This is a genomic window from Pseudomonas sp. RIT-562, assembly GCF_026241895.1.
Lineage (GTDB): Bacteria > Pseudomonadota > Gammaproteobacteria > Pseudomonadales > Pseudomonadaceae > Aquipseudomonas > Aquipseudomonas mandelii_F.
This window is the reverse complement of record NZ_JAPJIV010000019.1, coordinates 22,089-43,041: the sequence shown is the minus strand read 5'-3', so window position 1 is coordinate 43,041 and position 20,953 is coordinate 22,089. Positions and strand designations below refer to the sequence as shown.

At 63.3% G+C, this 20,953-nt stretch carries 7 protein-coding genes; 4 read left to right on the top strand and 3 right to left on the bottom strand.

The annotated features are described in order from the left end of the window. The first annotated feature begins 259 nt into the window (after positions 1-259). Positions 260-13,243 (top strand): non-ribosomal peptide synthetase, encoded by a 12,984-nt coding sequence (locus ORL50_RS21010; RefSeq protein WP_266017717.1) that lies wholly within the window; start codon positions 260-262, stop codon positions 13,241-13,243. A 1,559-nt stretch (positions 13,244-14,802) separates the two neighbouring features. Here ORL50_RS21010 and dsbG read toward each other — a convergent pair. Genes dsbG through dsbD form a run of 3 tightly spaced genes read right to left on the bottom strand, consistent with a single transcriptional unit; the run spans position 14,803 to position 18,142 of the window. Continuing rightward, positions 14,803-15,573: a thiol:disulfide interchange protein DsbG gene (gene dsbG / locus ORL50_RS21005; RefSeq protein WP_266017715.1), complete on the bottom strand. Its 771-nt coding sequence runs from the start codon at positions 15,571-15,573 to the stop codon at positions 14,803-14,805. After that, positions 15,549-16,406 carry a TlpA disulfide reductase family protein gene (locus ORL50_RS21000; RefSeq protein WP_266017713.1) on the bottom strand — a complete coding sequence of 286 codons (858 nt, stop codon included), beginning with the start codon at positions 16,404-16,406 and terminating at the stop codon, positions 15,549-15,551. Before ORL50_RS21000 ends, dsbG begins: the two co-directional genes overlap by 25 nt. After that, complete coding sequence (gene dsbD / locus ORL50_RS20995; protein ID WP_266017712.1) at positions 16,406-18,142, bottom strand: protein-disulfide reductase DsbD; 1,737 nt, start codon at positions 18,140-18,142, stop codon at positions 16,406-16,408. The genes ORL50_RS21000 and dsbD overlap by 1 nt, the downstream gene beginning before the upstream one ends. A gap of 152 nt (positions 18,143-18,294) precedes the next feature. Here dsbD and ORL50_RS20990 point away from each other — a divergent pair, with 152 nt between their 5' ends. The 3 genes from ORL50_RS20990 (at position 18,295) to ORL50_RS20980 (ending at position 20,926) form a co-directional block, all read left to right on the top strand. Beyond that, positions 18,295-18,975 carry a response regulator gene (locus ORL50_RS20990; protein ID WP_266017711.1) on the top strand — a complete coding sequence of 227 codons (681 nt, stop codon included), beginning with the start codon at positions 18,295-18,297 and terminating at the stop codon, positions 18,973-18,975. After that, positions 18,972-20,297, top strand: a complete 1,326-nt coding sequence (locus ORL50_RS20985; RefSeq protein WP_266017710.1) for an ATP-binding protein — start codon at positions 18,972-18,974, stop codon at positions 20,295-20,297. The genes ORL50_RS20990 and ORL50_RS20985 overlap by 4 nt, the downstream gene beginning before the upstream one ends. A 107-nt stretch (positions 20,298-20,404) precedes the next feature. Beyond that, a complete protein-coding gene (locus ORL50_RS20980; RefSeq protein WP_266017709.1) occupies positions 20,405-20,926 on the top strand; it encodes a GNAT family N-acetyltransferase in 522 nt (173 codons plus the stop codon). Positions 20,927-20,953 lie beyond the last annotated feature (27 nt).

The following is a 20,953-nucleotide window of genomic DNA, read 5'->3' as shown; positions in this document are numbered from 1 at the left end:
CTGCTGCAAATAGGTTAGTGGGGCTGCTGAAGACCTGGGCTGCCCTACACATCGAGCGACAAATTAGGTTGAATGATAATGATTGTCAATTGAGAAAGAGAATTAATGCGCTGCAAAGGTGCGTTTTGCGAACTGCGACACGCTGCCGCACGCCAGCCCCGTTGGCGATCGCCGTCGACGACTAATTCTTGTCCCACTCCATCCGTTCTCTTGGTGAATGGCACCGCACACACAGCCCAAATTTTTTGCAGGAAACCCCATGACCGACTCGTTCGAAATCCCCAGCAATCTGGTCCAAGCCCTCCAGCGCCGCGCGGCCCTGACGCCGGATCGGGTGGCCTTGAGGTTTCTTGCCGAATCCCGGGATGAAGCGGTGGTGCTCAACTATCGCGAGCTGGATGAGCGGGCGCGGATAATCGCCGGGGCATTGCAGCAGCAAGCTCAATCGGGCGATCGCGCGGTGCTGTTGTTTCCCAGCGGCCCGGACTATGTCGCGGCCTTTTTTGGCTGCCTGTATGCGGGCGTGATTGCGGTACCGGCCTATCCGCCGGAATCCACCCGGCGTCATCATCAGGAGCGCCTGCTGTCGATCATCAGCGATGCCGAGCCGCGCGTGCTGCTGACCAGCTCGGGCCTGCGTGATGCCCTGGGGCAAATCGAAGGAGCGCCGCCGCTGCTGTGCGTCGACACCCTCGACCGCGAGCAGGCCGGTCATTGGCTCGAACCCTCGGTGCAGGACGAGCACATCGCTTTCCTGCAGTACACCTCCGGCTCCACCGCGTTACCTAAAGGCGTGCAGGTCAGCCACGGCAATCTGGTGGCGAATGAGCTGCTGATCCGCCAGGGCTTCGGCATCGATCTGAACCCCGACGACGTCATTGTCAGCTGGCTGCCGCTGTACCACGACATGGGCCTGATCGGGGGACTGCTGCAGCCGATTTTCAGTGGCGTGCCCTGTGTCTTGATGTCGCCCGCGTACTTCCTCGGACGGCCGTTGCGCTGGCTCGAAGCGCTCAGCGAATACGGCGGCACCATCAGCGGCGGGCCGGATTTCGCCTACCGCCTGTGCAGCGAGCGGGTCAGCGAATCCGCGCTGGAGCGGCTCGATCTCAGCCGCTGGCGAGTGGCCTATTCCGGGTCCGAACCGATTCGCCTGGATACCCTGGAACGCTTCGCCGAAAAATTCGCCAGCTGTGGATTTACTCCACAGTCCTTCATGGCGTCCTACGGATTGGCCGAGGCGACTTTGTTCGTTGCGGGAAGCAAGCGGGGCCAGGGTATCGGCAGCCTGCGAGTCGACGACCTGGCACTGGCCGGCAATCGTGTCGAGGCTGGCGCGGGCAGCGCGGTCATGAGTTGCGGGGTCAGCCAGCCGGGCCATGCGGTGCGAGTGATCGACCCGGTAAAATTCGAGCAGCTCGCCGACAATTGCGTGGGGGAGGTCTGGGCCAGTGGGCCGAGCATCGCCCATGGCTACTGGCGCAATCCCCAGGCCAGCGCCCAGACATTCGTCCAGCACGACGGCCGCACCTGGCTGCGCACAGGCGACCTGGGGTTCCTGCGCGACGGTGAACTGTTCATCACCGGGCGCCTGAAAGACCTGCTGATCGTGCGCGGCCACAACCTGTACCCGCAAGACATCGAGCAGACCATCGAGCGCGAAGTCGAGGTGGTGCGCAAGGGCCGTGTTGCAGCATTTGCCGTGACAGTCGACGGAGTCGAAGGCATCGGCATCGCTGCAGAAATCAGCCGCAGCGTGCAGAAAATCCTGCCGCCCGAGGCGCTGATCAAAGCCATTCGGCAAGCGGTGGCCGAGGCGTATCAGGAGGCCCCGGGTGTGGTGGTGTTGCTCAATCCGGGCGCGCTGCCGAAGACTTCCAGCGGCAAACTGCAACGCTCGGCCTGTCGCATTCGCCTGGATGAGGGCAGCCTCGATTGCTACGCACAGTTTCCGTCAGCGACCCCGGCCAACAAGGCCGCAAGCGAAACAGGGTCTGAACTGCAAGGCCTGATTGGCAGGATCTGGGGCGAGCAGTTGCAGGTCGAGCAGGTCAGCGCCGATGACCACTTCTTCCTGCTGGGTGGCAACTCCATTGCCGCCACCCAGGTGGTCGCCCACCTGCGCGAGGCGCTCGGCCTGGAGCTGAATCTGCGCCTGCTGTTCGAAGCGCCGACCCTGGGCGCATTCACCCAGGCGGTACTCCAGCAACAACAGGATGGGGGCCAGGCCCAGGGCGCCATCGCCAGCCTGTCGCGCCGCGAAGCGTTGCCACAGTCCCTGGCGCAAAACCGCTTGTGGATCACCTGGCAGCTTGATCGGCAGAGCAGCGCCTACACCATTCCCGGCGGTCTGCGGCTGCGCGGCGAGCTGGATGAGGATGCGTTGCGCGCCAGTTTCCAGCAGTTGATCGGGCGCCATGAGGCCTTGCGCACACGCTTTTTCGAGCGCGACGGGGTGGCGCTGCAACAGGTCGATACCGCCGCTGAGTTTAATCTGCAGGTGATCGATATCAGCCACTTGCCCATTGCCGAACGGGAAGCCCGAGCCCTGCAGATTCGTGAGGACGAGGCGCGCACCCAGTTCGATCTGGAGCAAGGCCCGCTGTGGTGGGCAACCCTGGTCCGCCTCGACGACCAGGATCATCAACTGCTGATGACGATGCACCACATCATCGCTGACGGCTGGTCGTTGAATGTACTGATCGACGAGTTTTCGCGGATTTACGCCGCCACGTCCCAGGGGCAGACCGTCGCACTTGACGCGCTGCCGACCCAGTACGCCGACTACGCCAGCTGGCAGCGCCAATGGCTGGCGCAAGGGGAGGGCGAGCGGCAGCTGGCCTACTGGAAAGCACAATTGGGCGACGAGCATCCGACCCTCAGTCTGGCAACCGACCACCCGCGCTCGGCGCAGCATGTGCGCAGCGCCGCGCGTCACGGGGTGAAGCTGGATGCGGCCCTGGGCAACGCCATTCGCCAGACCGCCCTGGCGCATCAATCCACTCCATTCATGCTGCTGCTTGCTGCGTTCCAGAGCCTGTTGCATCGCTACAGCGGTCAACGGGACATTCGCATCGGGGTGCCCAACGCCAACCGTCCGCGCCTGGAAACCCAGGGCCTGATCGGCTTTTTCATCAACACCCAGGTGCTGCGCGCCGAGGTGGATTCGCGCCAGTCGTTTATCGAGCTGCTGGCGCAGACCCGGGACTCCGTCCTGGGTGCGCAAGCCCACCAGGACCTGCCGTTCGAACAGCTGCTGGAAGCCTTTCCCCAGGCCCGCGAACAAGGGCTGTTCCAGGTCATGTTCAACCACCAGCAGCGCGACCTGAGTGCCCTGCGGCGGTTGCCGGGCCTGCTGGCCGAGGAGCTGCCGTGGCATAGCCGCGAAGCCAAGTTCGACCTGCAATTGCACAGCGAAGAAGACCAGAAGGGACGCCTGAGCCTGTCCTTCGACTACGCCAGCGAACTGTTTGACGCCAGTACTATCGAGCGCCTGGCCGAGCACTATTGCAACCTGCTGCGCGCAGTCTGCGAGCAGCCCGGCACCGCCATTGGCGACCTGCGCCTGATGACGTTGAGCGAACAGGCCCAACTTGCCCAATGCAGCAGTGCCCCCTGTGCTCCGGCCACTCTATGGCTTGCAGACCAGCTCAACGAACAGGCGCGCCTGACCCCCGAGCGCACTGCGCTGATCTGGGAAAACGGCAGCCTCGATTTTGCCCAGCTGCACACCCAGGCCAACCGCCTGGCCCATTACCTGCGCGACAAGGGAGTCGGCCCTGACGTCCGCGTGGCCATCGCTGCGGACCGTTCGCCGCAGCTGTTGATCGGCCTGCTGGCAATCATCAAGGCCGGCGGTGCCTACGTGCCTCTGGATCCTGACTATCCGGCCGAGCGCCTGGCCTACATGCTCGGCGACAGCGCCGTCGAGTTGCTGCTGACCCAGACCGCGTTGCTCGAACGCTTGCCGGCCACCGCCGGCGTCAGCGTGATTGCCATGGACACCCTGCACCTGGAGAGCTGGCCAAGCCATGCGCCCGGCCTGCACTTGCAAGGCGACAACCTGGCGTATGTGATCTACACCTCGGGTTCTACCGGCCAGCCCAAGGGCGTCGGCAATACCCATGCAGCTTTGGCCGAACGGTTGCAGTGGATGCAGGACACTTACCGCCTCGACGAAACCGACGTGCTGATGCAAAAGGCCCCGATCAGTTTCGACGTCTCGGTGTGGGAGTGTTTCTGGCCGCTGGTCAGCGGTGCGCGCTTGCTGATCGCGGCGCCGGGCGAGCACCGCGATCCGCACCGTATTGCGAGCCTGGTGCAACAGTATGGCGTCACCACCTTGCACTTCGTGCCACCGTTGCTTTCGTTGTTCGTCGACGAGCCGCTGAGCGCCGGGTGCAGTAGCTTGCGTCGAGTATTCAGCGGCGGTGAAGCCCTGGCTCCCGACCTGCGCGACCGGGTCCTGGCGCAGTTGCCAGCAGTGCAGTTGCACAATCGTTATGGCCCGACTGAGACCGCGATCAACGTCACTCACTGGCACTGCACCCGCGCCGACGGCGAGCGCTCGCCAATCGGCCGTCCTCTGGGCAACGTCCTGTGCCGGGTCCTGGACAGCGAACTGAATGCGCTCCCGTTTGGCGTGCCGGGTGAGCTGTGCATCGGCGGCCTTGGCCTGGCGCGCGGTTACCTGGGCCGTCCGGCGTTGACCGCCGAACGTTTTGTCGCCGACCCCCTGGGCGAACCCGGGGCGCGCCTGTATCGAACCGGCGACCGGGCGCGGTGGAGGGCGGATGGGGTAATTGAATACCTCGGGCGGCTCGATCAGCAGGTCAAGTTGCGCGGGTTCCGCGTCGAGCCGCAGGAAATCGAAGCCCGCCTGCTGGCTCAGGACGCAGTGGTCCAGGCCGCAGTGCTGGTGCGCGATACGGTCGCTGGCCCGCAGCTAATCGGCTATTACACCAGCACGCCCAGCGCCCAACAACAGGCCGGGCAAGACGCCCGGCTGCTCAGTGCGCTGGCCGCCGAGCTGCCCGAGTACATGGTGCCGGCGCAACTGATGCGCCTGGATGCGATGCCCCTGAGTCCCAGCGGCAAACTCGATCGCCGGGCCTTGCCGGAGCCGCTGTGGCAGGTGCGCGAACATGTCGAACCGGTGACCGCGCTGCAGCAGCAGATCGCCGACATCTGGCGCCAAATATTGGGTCATCCACAGATCGGCCTGGGAGATGACTTCTTCGCCCTTGGCGGCCACTCGTTGCTGGCCACGCAAATCATTTCCCGAACTCGCCAGGCGTGTGACGTCGAACTGCCGCTGCGGGCGCTGTTCGAGAACAGTGAGCTGGGTGCGTTCGCCGAACAGGTGCGCTTGATTCAGGTCAGCGGCAACACCAATCGGCAACCGCCGATCGAGCAGGTTGACCGCAACCAGCCGGTGCCGCTGTCGTACTCCCAACAACGCATGTGGTTCCTCTGGCAAATGGAACCCGACAGCCCGGCCTACAACGTCGGTGGCATGGCGCGCCTGCGCGGCGAGCTGGATGTCGAACGCTTCGACGCAGCCCTGCAGGCCCTGATCATGCGTCATGAAACCCTGCGCACGACCTTCCCGAGTATCGACGGCGTGGCTCGCCAGCAGGTGCATCCGCACGCTGGCATGCGCCTGGAGTTGAGGGACTTCAGTGCTCTGGCAGCTGCGGATCGCGAGCGCCAGGTCCAGCAACTGGCGGACGAGGAGGCACACCAGCCTTTCGATCTGGAAACCGGGCCACTGCTGCGCGCCTGCCTGGTCAGGACGGCCCTGCAGGAGCACTACCTGGTACTGACACTGCACCACATCGTCACCGAAGGCTGGGCCATGGATATTTTTGCCCGGGAGCTCAGCGCACTGTATGAAGCCCTGGTCGATGGCCGCCAGTCTCCCCTGGCACCGCTGCCTGTGCAGTATCTGGACTACAGCGTCTGGCAGCGCCAGTGGCTGGAGTCCGGCGAGCGTCAGCGGCAACTGGATTACTGGACCGCGCAACTGGGCCGGGAACATCCGTTGCTGGAGCTGCCCGCCGATCGTGCGCGCCCGGCGGTGCAGAGCCATCGGGGCGAGCTGTACCGGTTTGACCTGAGCGACGAGCTGGCCGCGCAGGTGCGCAGCTTCAATGCGCAACACGGCCTGACCTTGTTTATGACCATGACTGCTGCGCTGGCCGTCCTGCTCTATCGCTACAGCGGCCAGAGCGACCTGCGCATCGGTGCGCCGGTGGCCAACCGCATCCGCCCGGAGAGCGAAGGACTGATCGGGGCGTTCCTCAATACCCAGGTCCTGCGCTGCCAGCTGGACGGGCAGATGTCCGTCGGCGAGTTGTTCGAGCAGGTCCGGCACACCGTCATCGAAGGCCAGTCCCATCAGGATCTGCCGTTCGATCACCTGGTGGAAGCCTTGCAGCCGCCACGCAGCGCCGCCTATAACCCGCTGTTCCAGGTGATGTGCAATGTGCAGCGCTGGGAGTTCCAGCAGAAACGCAATCTGGCCGGGATGACCGTCGAGTACCTGGCGAACGATGCCCGCGCCACCAAGTTTGACCTCAACCTGGAAGTCACCGACCTCGACCACCGCCTGGGTTGCTGCCTGACCTACAGCACCGATCTGTTTGATGAACCGCGCATTGCGCGCATGGCCGGGCATTGGCGCAACCTGCTGCAAGCGTTGCTGGCCGATCCGCAACAGCGCCTGAGCGAGTTGCCGCTGCTGGCGGCCGACGAGCAGCAAAACCTGCTCGACAGCCTGGGCATGGAGCCTGGCGAACATCACCTGGACCAGTGCATCCATCATCTGTTCAGTGAGCAGGCGCGGCTGCGCAGCGCTGCACAGGCGTTGACCTTCGCCGGACAGACCTTGAGTTATGGCGAACTCGACAACCGGGCCAATCGCCTGGCCTGGATGCTGCGTGAGCGTGGGGTCGGCCCGCAGGTGCGGGTCGGCCTGGCGCTGGAGCGCTCGCTGGAGATGGTGGTCGGCTTGCTGGCGATCCTCAAGGCGGGCGGCGCGTACGTGCCGCTGGACCCGGAATGCCCGCTGGACCGTTTGCACTACATGATCGAGGACAGCGGCATTGGCTTGCTCCTCAGCGACGCGGCCATGTTCAAGGCCCTGGGGGAGTTGCCGCCTGAAGTGGCGCGCTGGTGCCTGGAAGATGACAGCGCCGCCCTGGCCGACTACCCGACGCATGAGCTGCCGCGCAGCAGTTTGCCCCAGCATCAGGCCTACCTGATCTACACCTCGGGCTCCACCGGCAAACCCAAGGGCGTGGTGGTGTCCCACGGTGAAATCGCCATGCATTGCCGCGCGGTCATCGAGCGCTTCGGCATGCGGCCCGACGATTGCGAACTGCATTTCTACTCGATCAATTTCGACGCCGCCACCGAGCGCTTGCTGGTGCCGCTGTTGAGCGGCGCTCAGGTGGTATTGCGAGCGCAGGGTCAGTGGGATGCCGAGGAAATCTGCGAGCTGATCCGTCGGCACCCGATCAACATCCTCGGCTTCACTCCAAGCTATGGCAGCCAGTTGGCACAATGGCTCGCCACCCGCAATGAGACCTTGCCGGTGCGCATGTGCATTACCGGTGGTGAGGCCTTGACCGGTGAACATCTGCAGCGAATTCGCGCAGCGTTCAAGCCGAGCCTGTTCTTCAATGCCTATGGTCCGACTGAAACCGTGGTCATGCCGCTGGCCAGCCTGGCCCCGGAAAAACTGGAAGAAGGCATGGGCAGCGTACCGATAGGCAGCGTGATCGGCGCTCGGGTCGCCTACATCCTCGACGCCGACCTGGCGTTGGTACCCCAGGGCGCAACGGGCGAGCTGTTCATCGGTGGCGCCGGCATGGCCCAGGGTTACCACGAGCGTCCGGGCATGACTGCCGAGCGGTTCGTCGCCGACCCCTTTGCCACCGATGGCGGGCGCCTGTATCGCACTGGCGACCTGGTGCGCCAGCGCGACGACGGGCTGGTGGAATACCTCGGACGCATCGATCATCAAGTGAAGATCCGCGGTTTTCGCATTGAGCTTGGCGAGATCGAAAACCGCCTGCTGGAGCATGAGTCGGTGCGCGAAGCGGTGGTGCTGGCGCTCGATGCGCCAAGCGGCAAACAGCTGGTCGGCTACCTGCTGACGGCGGTTGCAAACCAGGATGAAGCGCACCAGACAGACCTGCGCGAATCCCTCAAGGCGCACCTCAAAACCCAGCTGCCGGACTATATGGTGCCGACGCATCTGATCCTGCTGGCCCACTGGCCGCTGACGGCCAACGGCAAGCTCGATCGCCGCGCGCTGCCAGCGCCGGACCCGGAGCTCAATCGTCAGCATTACGTGGCGCCGCGCAACGAGCTGGAACTGACCCTGGCCAGCATCTGGTGTGAAGTGCTGAACGTCTCGCAGGTCGGTTTGAACGACAACTTTTTCGAACTCGGTGGCGATTCGATCCTGTCGATCCAGGTGGTCAGCCGGGCCCGTCAGCAAGGCATTCATTTCAGCCCGCGGGACCTGTTCCAGCACCAGACAGTGCAGACACTTGCCGCCATCGCCACGCGCACTGAGCAGGTGGTGGCCGAACAAGGACTGCTCAGCGGCGAGTCGCGGATGACGCCGATCCAGCACTGGTTCTTCGACAGCAAATTCCCCGAACCGCAGCACTGGAACCAGGCTTTGCTGCTGGAACCGACCGTGTTACTCGAGCCCCATTGCCTGGAGCAGGCATTGCTGGCGGTGATCGCGCAGCATGATGCGCTGCGATTGCGCTTCACCAGGGCAGCGGGGGCCTGGCGCGCCGAACACCAGGCGGCCAGCGAGATCCCGGTGCTGTGGCAGGTGCGGGTCAAATCCATGGAGCAGTGCATCGCGCTGTTCGCCGACGCCCAGCGCAGCCTCGATCTTGCGCAGGGGCCGTTGCTGCGGGCGCTGTTGGTGGATGGTCCGCAGGGGCAGCAACGCCTGTTCATCGCCATTCACCACCTGGTGGTCGACGGGGTCTCCTGGCGAGTGCTGCTGGACGATGTACAGACGGCTTATCGTCAGTTGATCGGCGCAAAACCTGTGCAACTGCCGGCGAAGACCAGTGCCTTGCGTGACTGGGCCGCGCGCTTGCAGGCCTATGCCGGCAGCGAATCCCTGCGCGAGGAACTGGGCTGGTGGCAGGCGCAACTGGCGGGGCCGGATGTCGCGCTGCCGTGTGCCCGACCCGAGGGCGGACGGCAGCACCGCCACGCCGAGACCATTAGCGTCCGCCTGGACGCTGAACGTACCCGGCAGTTGCTGCAACAGGCTCCCAGCGCCTATCGCACCCAGGTCAACGACCTGCTGCTAACCGCGCTGGCTCGGGTTGTGTGCCGCTGGAGCGGGCATGAGTCGGCGTTGATCCAGCTCGAAGGCCACGGCCGCGAGACCCTGTTCGAAGAAGTCGACCTGAGCCGCACGGTCGGCTGGTTTACCAGCGCATTCGCGTTGCGCCTGACTCCAGCGCTCGACCAGGGGCACTCGATCAAGGCGATCAAGGAGCAACTGCGCGCCGTGCCGCACAAGGGCCTGGGTTACGGGGTACTGCGGTATCTGGCCGATGACGCCTGCCGCGAGGCCATGGCGGCCTTGCCAGTCCCGCAGCTCACCTTCAATTACCTGGGCCAGTTCGACCAGAGCTTTGCTGACGACGCCTTGTTCCGCCCGCTGGATGAACCGGTCGGCGCAGCCCACGATCCGCAGGCTGCACTGCCCAATGAGCTGAGCGTCGACAGCCAGGTCTACGGCGGTGAGCTGGTGATGCGCTGGACCTTCAGCACCGAGCGCCACGATCGGCAAACCATCACTGAGTTGGCAAACGCCTACCTCGAACAATTGCAGGGCCTGATCGAGCACTGCCTGCGCGATGACGCGGGCGGCCTGACGCCGTCGGACTTCCCGCTGGCGAAACTCAGCCAACCCCAGCTCGACGCGCTGCCGGTGCCGGCCGCGCTCATCGAAGACGTCTACCCGCTGACGCCGATGCAGGAAGGCATGCTGTTGCACACCTTGCTGGAACCAGGCACCGGCCTGTACTACATGCAGGACCGCTACCGCATCAACAGCGAGCTCGACCCGCAGCGTTTTGCCCAAGCCTGGCATGCGGTGATCGCCCGTCACGAGGCCCTGCGCGCATCCTTCTGCTGGAACGTCGGCGAGGACATGCTGCAGGTGATCCACAAGCCGGGCAGCACGCCGATCGAGTACCACGACTGGTCGGCCATAGCCCAGGCCGAGCAAGAACCCAAGTTGCAGGCGTTGCTCAAAAACGAGCGAGAGACCGGATTCGATCTGCTCAACCAGGCGCCGTTCCACCTGCGCCTGATCCGTGTCGACGCGGCGCGTTACTGGTTCATGATGAGCAATCACCACATCCTGATCGATGCCTGGTGCCGATCGCTGTTGATGAATGACTTCTTTGAGATCTACTCCGCCCTCGGTGAAGGGCGCGATGCCCAGTTGGCGCTGCCGCCGCGCTACCGCGACTACATCGCCTGGTTGCAAGGCCAGAGCCTCGCCGAAGCCCGGCAGTGGTGGAAAAGCAATCTGCAGGGTTTTGAACGGACCACGCCGATCCCCAGCGACCGACCCTTCCTGCGCGAACATGCCGGCGAAAGCGGCGGCATGGTCGTCGGCAACTGCTACACCCGCCTGGATGCCCGGGATGGCGTGCAACTGCGCGAACTGGCCCAGGCCCATCAATTGACCATCAACACTTTCGCCCAGGCGGCGTGGGCCCTGGTCCTGCGGCGCCTCAGTGGCGATCGCGACGTGTTGTTTGGCGTCACGGTCGCTGGGCGCCCGGTAGAAATACCGGCGATGCAACGCACTGTGGGGCTGTTCATCAACAGCATCGCGCTGCGGGTGAAAATGCCTGGAGACGATCAGCGGTGCAGCGTTCGCCAATGGCTTGGCGAGTTGCTCGACAGCAATATGCAGCTGCGCGAATACGAGTACCTGCCATTGGTGAGCATTCAGGAACACAGTGAGCTGCCCAAGGGCCAGCCGCTGTTCGACAGCTTGTTCGTGTTTGAAAACGCCCCGGTCGAGGTCTCGGTACTCGATCGCGCGCAGAGCCTTAATGCGACTTCGGATTCAGGCCGTACCCACACCAATTTCCCACTGACGGCGGTGTGTTATCCGGGTGACGACCTGGGCCTGCATCTGTTTTACGATCAACGTTTCTTCGACGAGTCCACGGTCGAACGCATGCTCGCCGAATTCAAGCGCCTGCTGCTGGCGCTGATGCAGGGCTTCCATGGCGACATGGCGGACTTGCCGCTGCTGGGTGTCGAGGAACAGGAATTCCTGATCCACGGGTGCAACCAGAGCGCCCATGAATATCCCCTGGCGCAGAGCTACGTTGCGCTGTTCGAGGAGCAGGTGGCCAGGCATCCGCAGCGAGTGGCCGCCAGCTTCCTCGATCAGCAGCACACCTATGCCGAACTGAATGAGTGCAGTAACCGCCTCGGTCATGCACTGCAGGCGGCCGGAGTCGGGCTGGATCAACCGGTGGCCTTGCTGGCCGAACGCAACCTTGATTTGCTCGGGATGATTATCGGCAGCTTCAAGGCGGGTGCGGGTTATCTGCCGCTGGATCCTGGTCTGCCGAGCCAGCGATTGAGCCGCATCGTCGATCTGAGCCGCACGCCATTGCTGGTCTGCACCCAGGCTTGCCGCGAGCAGGCGGTTGCTCTGCTGGACTCATTCAGTTGCGCGGCTCGGCCGAAGTTGCTGGTCTGGGAAGAGGTGCAAGCAAGCGCCGTGGCGGTCACCAATCCTGGCCTCTACAGTGGCCCGGACAACCTCGCTTATGTGATCTACACCTCGGGTTCCACCGGCTTGCCGAAGGGCGTGATGGTCGAGCAGCGTGGCATGCTCAACAATCAGTTGAGCAAGGTGCCGTACCTGGACCTGAGCGAGCAGGATGTGATCGCGCAGACCGCTTCGCAAAGCTTCGACATTTCGGTCTGGCAATTCCTCGCTGCGCCGCTGTTCGGAGCGCGGGTGGACATCGTGCCGAACGTCATCGCCCATGATCCGCAGGGACTGCTGGCACACGTGGCCGCCCAGGGCGTCACCGTATTGGAGAGCGTGCCGTCGCTGATCCAGGGCATGCTCGCCCTGGAACGCATGAGCCTCGATGGCCTGCGCTGGATGCTGCCGACCGGTGAAGCCATGCCGCCCGAGCTGGCCCACCAATGGCTGCTGCGTTACCCGCAGATCGGCCTGGTGAATGCCTATGGCCCGGCGGAATGTTCCGATGACGTGGCTTTTTATCGGGTCGACCTGGCCTCGACCCGCAGTACCTATTTGCCGATCGGTACGCCGACCGACAACAACCGCCTGTACCTGCTGGATGGCGCGCTGGAGTTGGTGCCGTTGGGCGCAGTGGGCGAATTGTGTGTTGCCGGGACCGGGGTTGGACGCGGCTATGTGAGCGATCCGCTGCGCACTGCCCAGGCGTTCGTGCCCAATCCGTTCGGCGCGCCGGGGGATCGTCTGTATCGCACCGGTGACCTGGCCCGGCGTCGCAGCGATGGTGTGCTGGAGTATGTTGGGCGCATCGATCATCAGGTAAAAATTCGCGGCTATCGCATCGAGCTGGGTGAAATCGAGGCGCGCCTGCACGAACAGCCAGAGGTTCGGGACGCCGCCGTAGGCGTGCAGGAGGGCGCCAATGGCAAGCACCTGGTGGGTTATCTGGTGGCGGCGGATTCAGCACTCAATCCCGGCGAACGCCTGGAGCGCATTAAGCAGCGTCTGCGTGCGGAGTTACCGGAATACATGGTGCCGCTGCATTGGTTGTGGCTGGAGCGGATGCCGCTCAATGCCAACGGCAAGCTTGATCGCAAGGCTTTGCCGGCTTTGGAAATCGGTCAGTTGCAGGGCCAGGATTATCAGGCGCCGCGCAGTGAGCTTGAGCTGAAGTTGGCGGACATCTGGGCTGAGGTGTTGAAGGTCGACAGGGTCGGTGTTCGCGATAATTTCTTTGAGTTGGGCGGCCATTCGTTGCTGGCGACGCAGATTGCTTCGCGGGTGCAGAAGGCGTTGCAGCGTGATGTGCCGCTGCGGGCGATGTTCGAGTGCAGCACTGTTGAGGAGTTGGCCGAATACATTGATGGGCTGGCGACTGGCGATATCACTGAGGAGAAGGTGGATCGGTTGAATGATTTGATGGCGGAGCTTGAGGGGTTGTGATTCTTTGGGATTGCTTGGGAATATTTATGACTGTGGGAGCAAAGCTTGCTCGCGATGGGGCCATTTGAGGGGGGCATATCCATTTCTGCGGTCACGGCTGTCATTGGTTCCGCCCTTACGGCGGGTCACTTGGAGAGGCGCCAAGTAACCAAGCGCCTTTTGCCCCACCACTCGGCACCTCGCTTAGGCTCGGTGTGCCCTCTCTCCGGCATTGCTCCGCGGGTCGCCGCGATGGGCCGTCCCTGGCCCAGCGCGGCTAAACCGGCATCCTTGCCGGTTTACCCGCTGCGCAATACCTGCGTTCGGCCAGCGTGGTTAATGGGCGTCCGCGATCAACAACCCGGCCGTGGCGGCCTTCGGGCCGACCAAGGCATCAAGCCGGCGCGCTGTGCTTGTTTGACCCTGCACATCCCTTGAATTTGGATGGGATCCTGTGAGCTCAGAATACTTGTGGAAGTAGATTCACTGTGGGAACAGGGTACTTGTAGAAGTAGATTCACTGTGGGAACAGGGTACTTGTGGAGCAGATTAACTGTGGGAACAGGGTACTTGTGGAAGTAGATTCATTGCGGGAACAGGGTACTTGTGTGGACAGAATAACTGTGGGAGCAAAGCTTGCTCGCGATGGGGCCATTTGAGGGGGGCATATCCATTTCTGCGGTCACGGCTATCATTGGTTCCGCCCTTACGGCGGGTCACTTGGAGAGGCGCCAAGTAACCAAGCGCCTTTTGCCCCACCACTCGGCACCTCGCTTAGGCTCGGTGTGCCCTCTCTCCGGCATTGCTCCGCGGGTCGCCGCGATGGGCCGTCCCTGGCCCAGCGCGGCTAAACCGGCATCCTTGCCGGTTTCCCCGCTGCGCAATGCCTGCGTTCGGCCAGCGTGGTTAATGGGCGTCCGCGATCAACAACCTGGCCGTGGCGGCCTTCGGGCCGACCAAGGCATCAAGCCGGCGCGCTGCGCTTGTTTGACCCTGCACATCCCTTGAATTTGGATGGGACCTTGTGAGCTCAGAATACTTGTGGAAGTAGATTCACTGTGGGAACAGGGTACTTGTGGAGCAGATTAACTCTGGGAACAGGGTACTTGTGTGGACAGAATAACTGTGGGAGCAAAGCTTGCTCGCGATGGGGCCATTTGAGGGGGGCATATCCATTTCTGCGGTCACGGCTGCCATTGGTTCCGCCCTTACGGCGGGTCACTTGGAGAGGCGCCAAGTAACCAAGCGCCTTTTGCCCCACCACTCGGCACCTCGCTTAGGCTCGGTGTGCCCTCTCTCCGGCATTGCTCCGCGGGTCGCCGCGATGGGCCGTCCCTGGCCCAGCGCGGCTAAACCGGCATCCTTGCCGGTTTCCCCGCTGCGCAATGCCTGCGTTCGGCCAGCGTGGTTAATGGGCGTCCGCGATCAACAACCGGGCCGTGGCGGCCTTCGGGCCGACCAAGGCATCAAGCCGGCGCGCTACGCTTATCTGATTGTGCACGGTCCCTACGTAGGAGCCCGGCTTGCCGGCGATGGACGTCAACGATAACGCGCCTACCCTGAATGCACGCTCCCAAGCCTCACTTTGGCCCTAAAATCTTCACCAACTTATCCGGCGACGGTGCACCCTGCTGTTGTTGCAACTCACCCTTGTCGTCCATGTAGAAAATCGCCGGAGTAGCCGACAACTCCAGCTCTTCCATTAGCTGCATGTTCGCCGCGAGCTTGGCCTGGATCGCTGGTGGGACATCTTTCAAGGCCTTGAGCGTACTGGCCTTGCCGGATTTTTCGTGGTCGGCCAAGGCTTTTTGCGGATCCTTGGCGGCCAGCAGCGCTGCGGATTTGCCCGGGCTGTCCTCGCGAATGATGCCGACCATAATGTGCCGCAGCTGCACTTTGCCGGCTTTAACCCACGGCCGCGCTTGTTCCCAGAACATGTTGCAGTAAGGGCAATTCGGATCGCTGAACAGGTACACCACGCGTGGAGCGTCCTTGTTGCCGTCGGCAATCCAGTTGCTCGCTTCCATCTTGCCCCAGACTTCCTTGGACATCGGCGCGTAGACCAGCTTCTGCAGGGGCGCGCTGCTGAGGTCGTTGCCCTCGGCGTCATACAGATTGCCCAGCAGCACGTGTTTGCCATCCGGGGTCAGGTACAGCGCCATGCCGCGGTTCTGGTATTGCGCGGCATAACCGCGCAGACCGTCCGGTGCGTCGAACTGGCCGACGATTTTTGCGCCCTTGGCTTCGATCTTCTTGATCGCTTCAGGTAACTCCTCGGCAGCCTGGGCAAATGGCAGGTGCAACAGGGCTGTGCCCAGGGTCAACGTCAGCAGGTGGCGGAGGCGGGGCATGGGAGTTTCCTTGAAGAAGTAGTGGAGTTGGGGCTGTCGAAGTTTTCCAGGGCGCGGGCCAGGCTGGCTTCCGACAGTTCTCCCAGATGGCTGCCCAGCAGGCGGCCCTCATTGTTATAGAACAGCGTAGTCGGCAAGGCCATCGAACCTACTGCCTGGCCCAGGCGGCCACTGCCATCGAACAGTACGTTCGACAGGCTCAGGCCCTGGGTTTCCAGGTAGGTGCTGACGCTTTGCATGCTCTCGGCCTGATTGACGAATAGGAAAGTCAGGTCCGGACGCTGTTGCTGGGCGTTTTCCAGCACCGGCATTTCCCGGCGACAGGGCGGGCACCAGGTGGCCCAGAGATTGATGACCAGCGGGCCACCCTTGTAGTCCTCCAGCTGCACGGTTTCCCCGGCCGCGTTGCGCAAGGTGATTTCCGGCAGGCGCGTGCCCTGTTCGTAGATGGACAGGGAAAACGTGGCGAGCAGCCAGAACGCCAGGCCGCTGCCGACGCCAAACCCCAGCGGACGGCGCAGGCCGGGACGGCGCCAGCCTCGAAACACGGCGGCGAGCAGCAGCGCGATCACCCCGGGCCAGGCGAGGAAGCCGCCGTCGCGCAGGTCGATGACTTGCCAGGGATCGTTGCGATAGTGCGTCCAATAGAGCGCCACGAAGCTGATCCGTGCGGCCAGCATGCCGATCAGGAACAGGCTGAACAGTACCGACTCGGGATTCTCGCCGCCGCGCTTGGCTGCTCGCCAACCGACGAAGGTGGCCAGCGCCAGGGCACCGATCAACAGCAGGTGATTGAGCGCGATGGCAAAGGTGCCGAGCGTGAGAGTCAGCATTAACGGGCCTCTCGGGTGAGGGTCCAGCGTTGCAGGAAAGTGGCGGCATCGACTTCGCCAGTAATTCGCTGGCTGCGTCGCTCCTCGCCGTCGGCGCCAATCCACAGCAGGCTCGGTGGTCCTGGCACTTTGTAGCGGCCAAGAAGTTCGCGACTGGCGTCGTTGTCGGCAGTCACGTCCAGGCGCAGCAAGCGTACGTCACTGAGCGCCGCGAGCACGTCTGGCTGGCCGAACACACGTTTTTCCATGATTTTGCAGGACACGCACCAGTCGGCGTAGTAGTCGAGCAACACCCATTGACCTTGCGCCTTCGCCGCATCCAGTTCCCGCTGCAGCTCGGCGGGATCCTTGAGGGTGGTGAAGGCATCGTGGCCGACCGGGCGGGCAACACTGCTCGAATTCGCGGCGCTGTAGACCTGCAATGGTTTGAACAAGTCATCACCGCCGCCCGCCGCGCCGATCACCAGCAGGCTGCCCCACAAGCCCATCAATATCGAACTGGCGCCGAACAGCTGGGCTACCCGGCCAAATCCTTGGGATTGTTTCCAGGCGCTGTAAGCCGCGATCAACAGCAACGCACCGCATAGCCCAACCCACAGGGATTCATCCAGCACTGGGCGCAGCATCAGCAGCGCGGTGGCGAGGAACAGGAAACCGAACACGCCTTTGAGCAGGTTCATCCAGGCGCCCGGCTTGGGCAGGAAGCGGTTGCCGACCGTTACCAGCAACAGCAGCGGCACCCCGATTCCGATGCCCATGGCGAACAGGATCAGCCCGCCATGCAGCGCATTGCCGCTCTGCGCGATGTAGAGCAGGGCGCCCGCCAGGGGGGCGGTCATGCAAGGGCCGACCAGCAGGCCGGACACGGCCCCCAGCACGCCGGCGCCAATCAGGCTGCCGCCGCGCTGGTTGCGCGATACATTCTCCAGGCGGTCACGAATGGCCACCGGCAGCTGCAATTCGAAAAAGCCGAACATGGGCAACGCCAGCAACACAAACACGGCGGCAAAGGTGCCCAGCAGCCACGGGTTCTGCAGCAAGGCCTGCAGATTGGCGCCAAGCATCGCCGCCAGAACACCCATCGCCGCATACACCAGGGCCATGCTGACCACATAACTGCTGGCGAGGGCGAAGCCGCGTCGAGGCGTGGCGCCGCTGCCGACGATCAAACCGGCGAGAATCGGCAGCATGGGCAAGGTGCACGGGGTGAACGCCAATAGCAGGCCGAGGCCAAAGAACACCAGGAGGCTCCAGCCCAGCGCCCGTTGTTGCAAACCACTGGCCAGGGCCTGGTCCGGCGCCTCGGCGGTCGCGGCTACAACGGCTGTGCCCCCCAGGTCGACGACCTGGGTTTGCGGCGGATAACACAGGCCGGCATCGGCACAGCCCTGAAATCCTACCTTGACCTGCCCGGTAGCGCCGGCAGGTATCTTCAGTTCCAGCCCCTGGCGGTACACCTGTTGTTCACCGAAAAACTCATCGCTATGAGATTCGCCCTGGGGCAAGACAGGTTTGTGCTCGACCGGCAGGCCATCAAACTTCAGACGCTGCTGGTACAGATAGTAGCCATCGGCGATCTGCCAATAGAGTTGCGTCTCACCGGAATCCAGGCGCTCGGAAGTGAAAATGAACGCCTTGCCCACCGGAAGGAAGTCCGGTTTGGTAGCGAACGGATCGTTGGCGGCCTGGGCCAGGCCTGAGATCAATAGAACAAACAACAGAAAAATTCGACGCATGGGTAAGCCTTATCCCTGTGCAATTGGGGGGCAGGATGAGAGACGGCGATTAACCGATGATTAACCGGCACGGCCTTGTCGCGACGGCGCTTGCGGCATAATGTCCGCTTAATCGGCCACAGGCCTAATCGGTTTCTTTTCAGGTACTCACTATGCACGTACTGGTATGCGAAGACGATGAGCTGATCGCCAGCGGCATAGTCGCCGGCCTCACCGCGCAGGGCTTGACGGTGGAGCACGTGGCTACAGCGTCTGCTGCCCGGGCAATGCTCAAAGTCGCCGAGTTCGATGTCATGGTGCTTGATCTCGGCCTGCCCGACGAAGACGGCCTGAAGCTGTTGCAGCAGTTGCGTCACAACGGCCTGGAGATTCCGGTGCTGATCCTGACTGCCCGTGATTCGGTGACGGACCGGGTCGACGGCCTTCAGGCGGGCGCCGACGATTACCTGCTCAAGCCATTCGACCTGCGTGAATTGGCCGCGCGCCTGCATACCTTGTTGCGCCGAGTGGCGGGGCGCAGCGTCAACCTGATCGAGCATGGCGCGTTGACGTACGATCCGAGCAGCCGCGAAACCACCCTGGGCGGTCAGCCGGTAGATTTGTCACGGCGTGAGCAGTCGCTGTTGCAGGCCCTGCTGCACAACCGCGGCCGGGTACTCTCCACCGAACAGCTTAAAGACAGTGTCTATGGCTTCAACGATGAGCTGGAAAGCAATGCCTTGAACGTGCACATCCATCACCTGCGGCGCAAACTCGGTAACGGCATCGTCGAGACGGTGCGGGGCCTGGGTTACCGCCTGGGGCCGGCGGACAGTGGAGATCGATCGAAGTGATGAGCCTGCGTTTGCGCCTGAGCCTGACCCTGGGCGCGGCGTTCGCGCTGATCTGGGCCCTGGCGGCAGCCTGGATGCTCAGCGATCTGCGCAACCAGATGATGTTTTCCCTCGACCAGCGCCTGGTGGCTTCCGCGCGAATGGTCGCGGGCCTGATGGAGCAACTGCCGGCGCTGCCGAGCAAGGGCGAGGGCACCCATTTCAGTGCAGAACAATTGAACATCCCGGGCGGCATGGCCTGCCAGGTCAGTTCACTGCGCGGCGAGATCCTGGCCCGCAGTCATACCGATCCACAGCAGACCCTGGAAGCCGAGAAGCTGGGTTTTCATGACCAGATGATCGATGGCGCGCCCTGGCGCAGTTTTACCCTGGTTCGGGGTGATCTGCGCATCACCACGGCCGACCGGCAGATCGAGCGCGAAGCCTTGAACATGTCGATCCTGCTGGCGGCCTCGGTACCGGTCGGCGTGGCTTTGCTCGGCTGCCTGTGCCTGCTGTGGCTGGGGATCGGCCAGGGCTTGGCGCCGCTCAATCGCATGCGCGATGCCCTGATGCGGCGCAGCGCCGACTCCCTGGAACCGTTGCAGATCCAGCCGCTGCCCAGCGAATTGCAGCCACTGCTGGACACCCAGAATCAGTTGCTGCAACGGATCGGCAAGACCATCGAGCGCGAGCGGCGCCTCACCGGCGACGCGGCCCACGAGTTGCGCAGCCCATTGACGGCAATCAAGACTCACCTGCAGGTCGCGCGCATGACCGACGGCGCGGCTCGAGACCAGTCCCTGGCCCGGGCGGAGGAGGGCGCCGACCGCCTGCACCGCACTCTCGAACAGTTGCTGCTGCTGGCGCGGGTCGAAGGCAGCCTGTCGTTCGATGACGGCGTGCAATGCAATGCCGAACAGGTGGCCAAGCTGGCGATTCAGGACGCTGCCAGCGGCGATCGCCAGCGGATCAGGCTCAAGGCGCCAACACGGCTTTCTGTGGCACCGGTGCAAATGCCGGCGGTGTTGTCGATTGCCGCGCTGCGTAATCTGCTGGACAACGCGCTGCGCCATACGCCTGACAATGGCCCGATAGAGCTCAGCGTGGAAACCGTCGAAAATCGAGTGCAGTTCGTGGTCCGCGATCACGGCCCGGGTATCGCCGAGGATGATCTGCAGCACCTGACCCAGCGTTTCTGGCGCAATGGCCAAAGCACCGGTTGTGGCCTGGGGCTGGCGATTGTCCAGGCGATCGTCCAGCGCTGCGGGTGCACGCTGAAGTTCGACAGCCAGCCGGACGGCCTGCGGGTCGAGCTGACGATGCCGTTGCAGCCGGCCTGAGCGGACCCGGTTACACATCAGAAGTAACGTCTATGCGATAGGCATGCAGCCCTCGTAGCGCTATCGTCCTTGCCGGTTTTGACTCAATGGATTGAGGTACTGGCGCCATGGAAGCATCCCTGCATGTCTGCAAGGCAACCCCCGCCGATGCCGGCATCATCTGCCGGATAGTCGAGCGCTCGATCCGCGTTGGCTGTGCCATCGATCACCGCAACGATCCCCAAACCGTCGCCACCTGGACCCACAGCAAAACCGTCAGGCATGTGATGGCCTGGCTCACTGACCCGCGTTTATATCTCAACATTGCCCTGCTACAGGACAAGCCGGTGGGGGCCGCCATGGCTGCGATCAACGGCAAACTGGCGTTCTGTTACGTTCAGCCGGAATGGTTTCGCCGGGGGGCGGGGCAGGCGTTGGTAGGTGATCTGGAGAGCTGGTTGATCGGGCATGGGCTGGGCCACGTACAACTCAACAGTACGCTCACCGGTGAGGGATTTTACCGGCATCTGGGCTACCGACCCTGCGCCCCGGCATTCAAGGTCGCCGGCCTGCAGGCCATTCCCATGCGCAAAGGGCTGTCGTCGCCTGCAGCAAAAGCTGACCAAGGGTCTAAATCCTCGGCCGCGTGAAGCGTTTCCACAACAGGAAAACCTTTT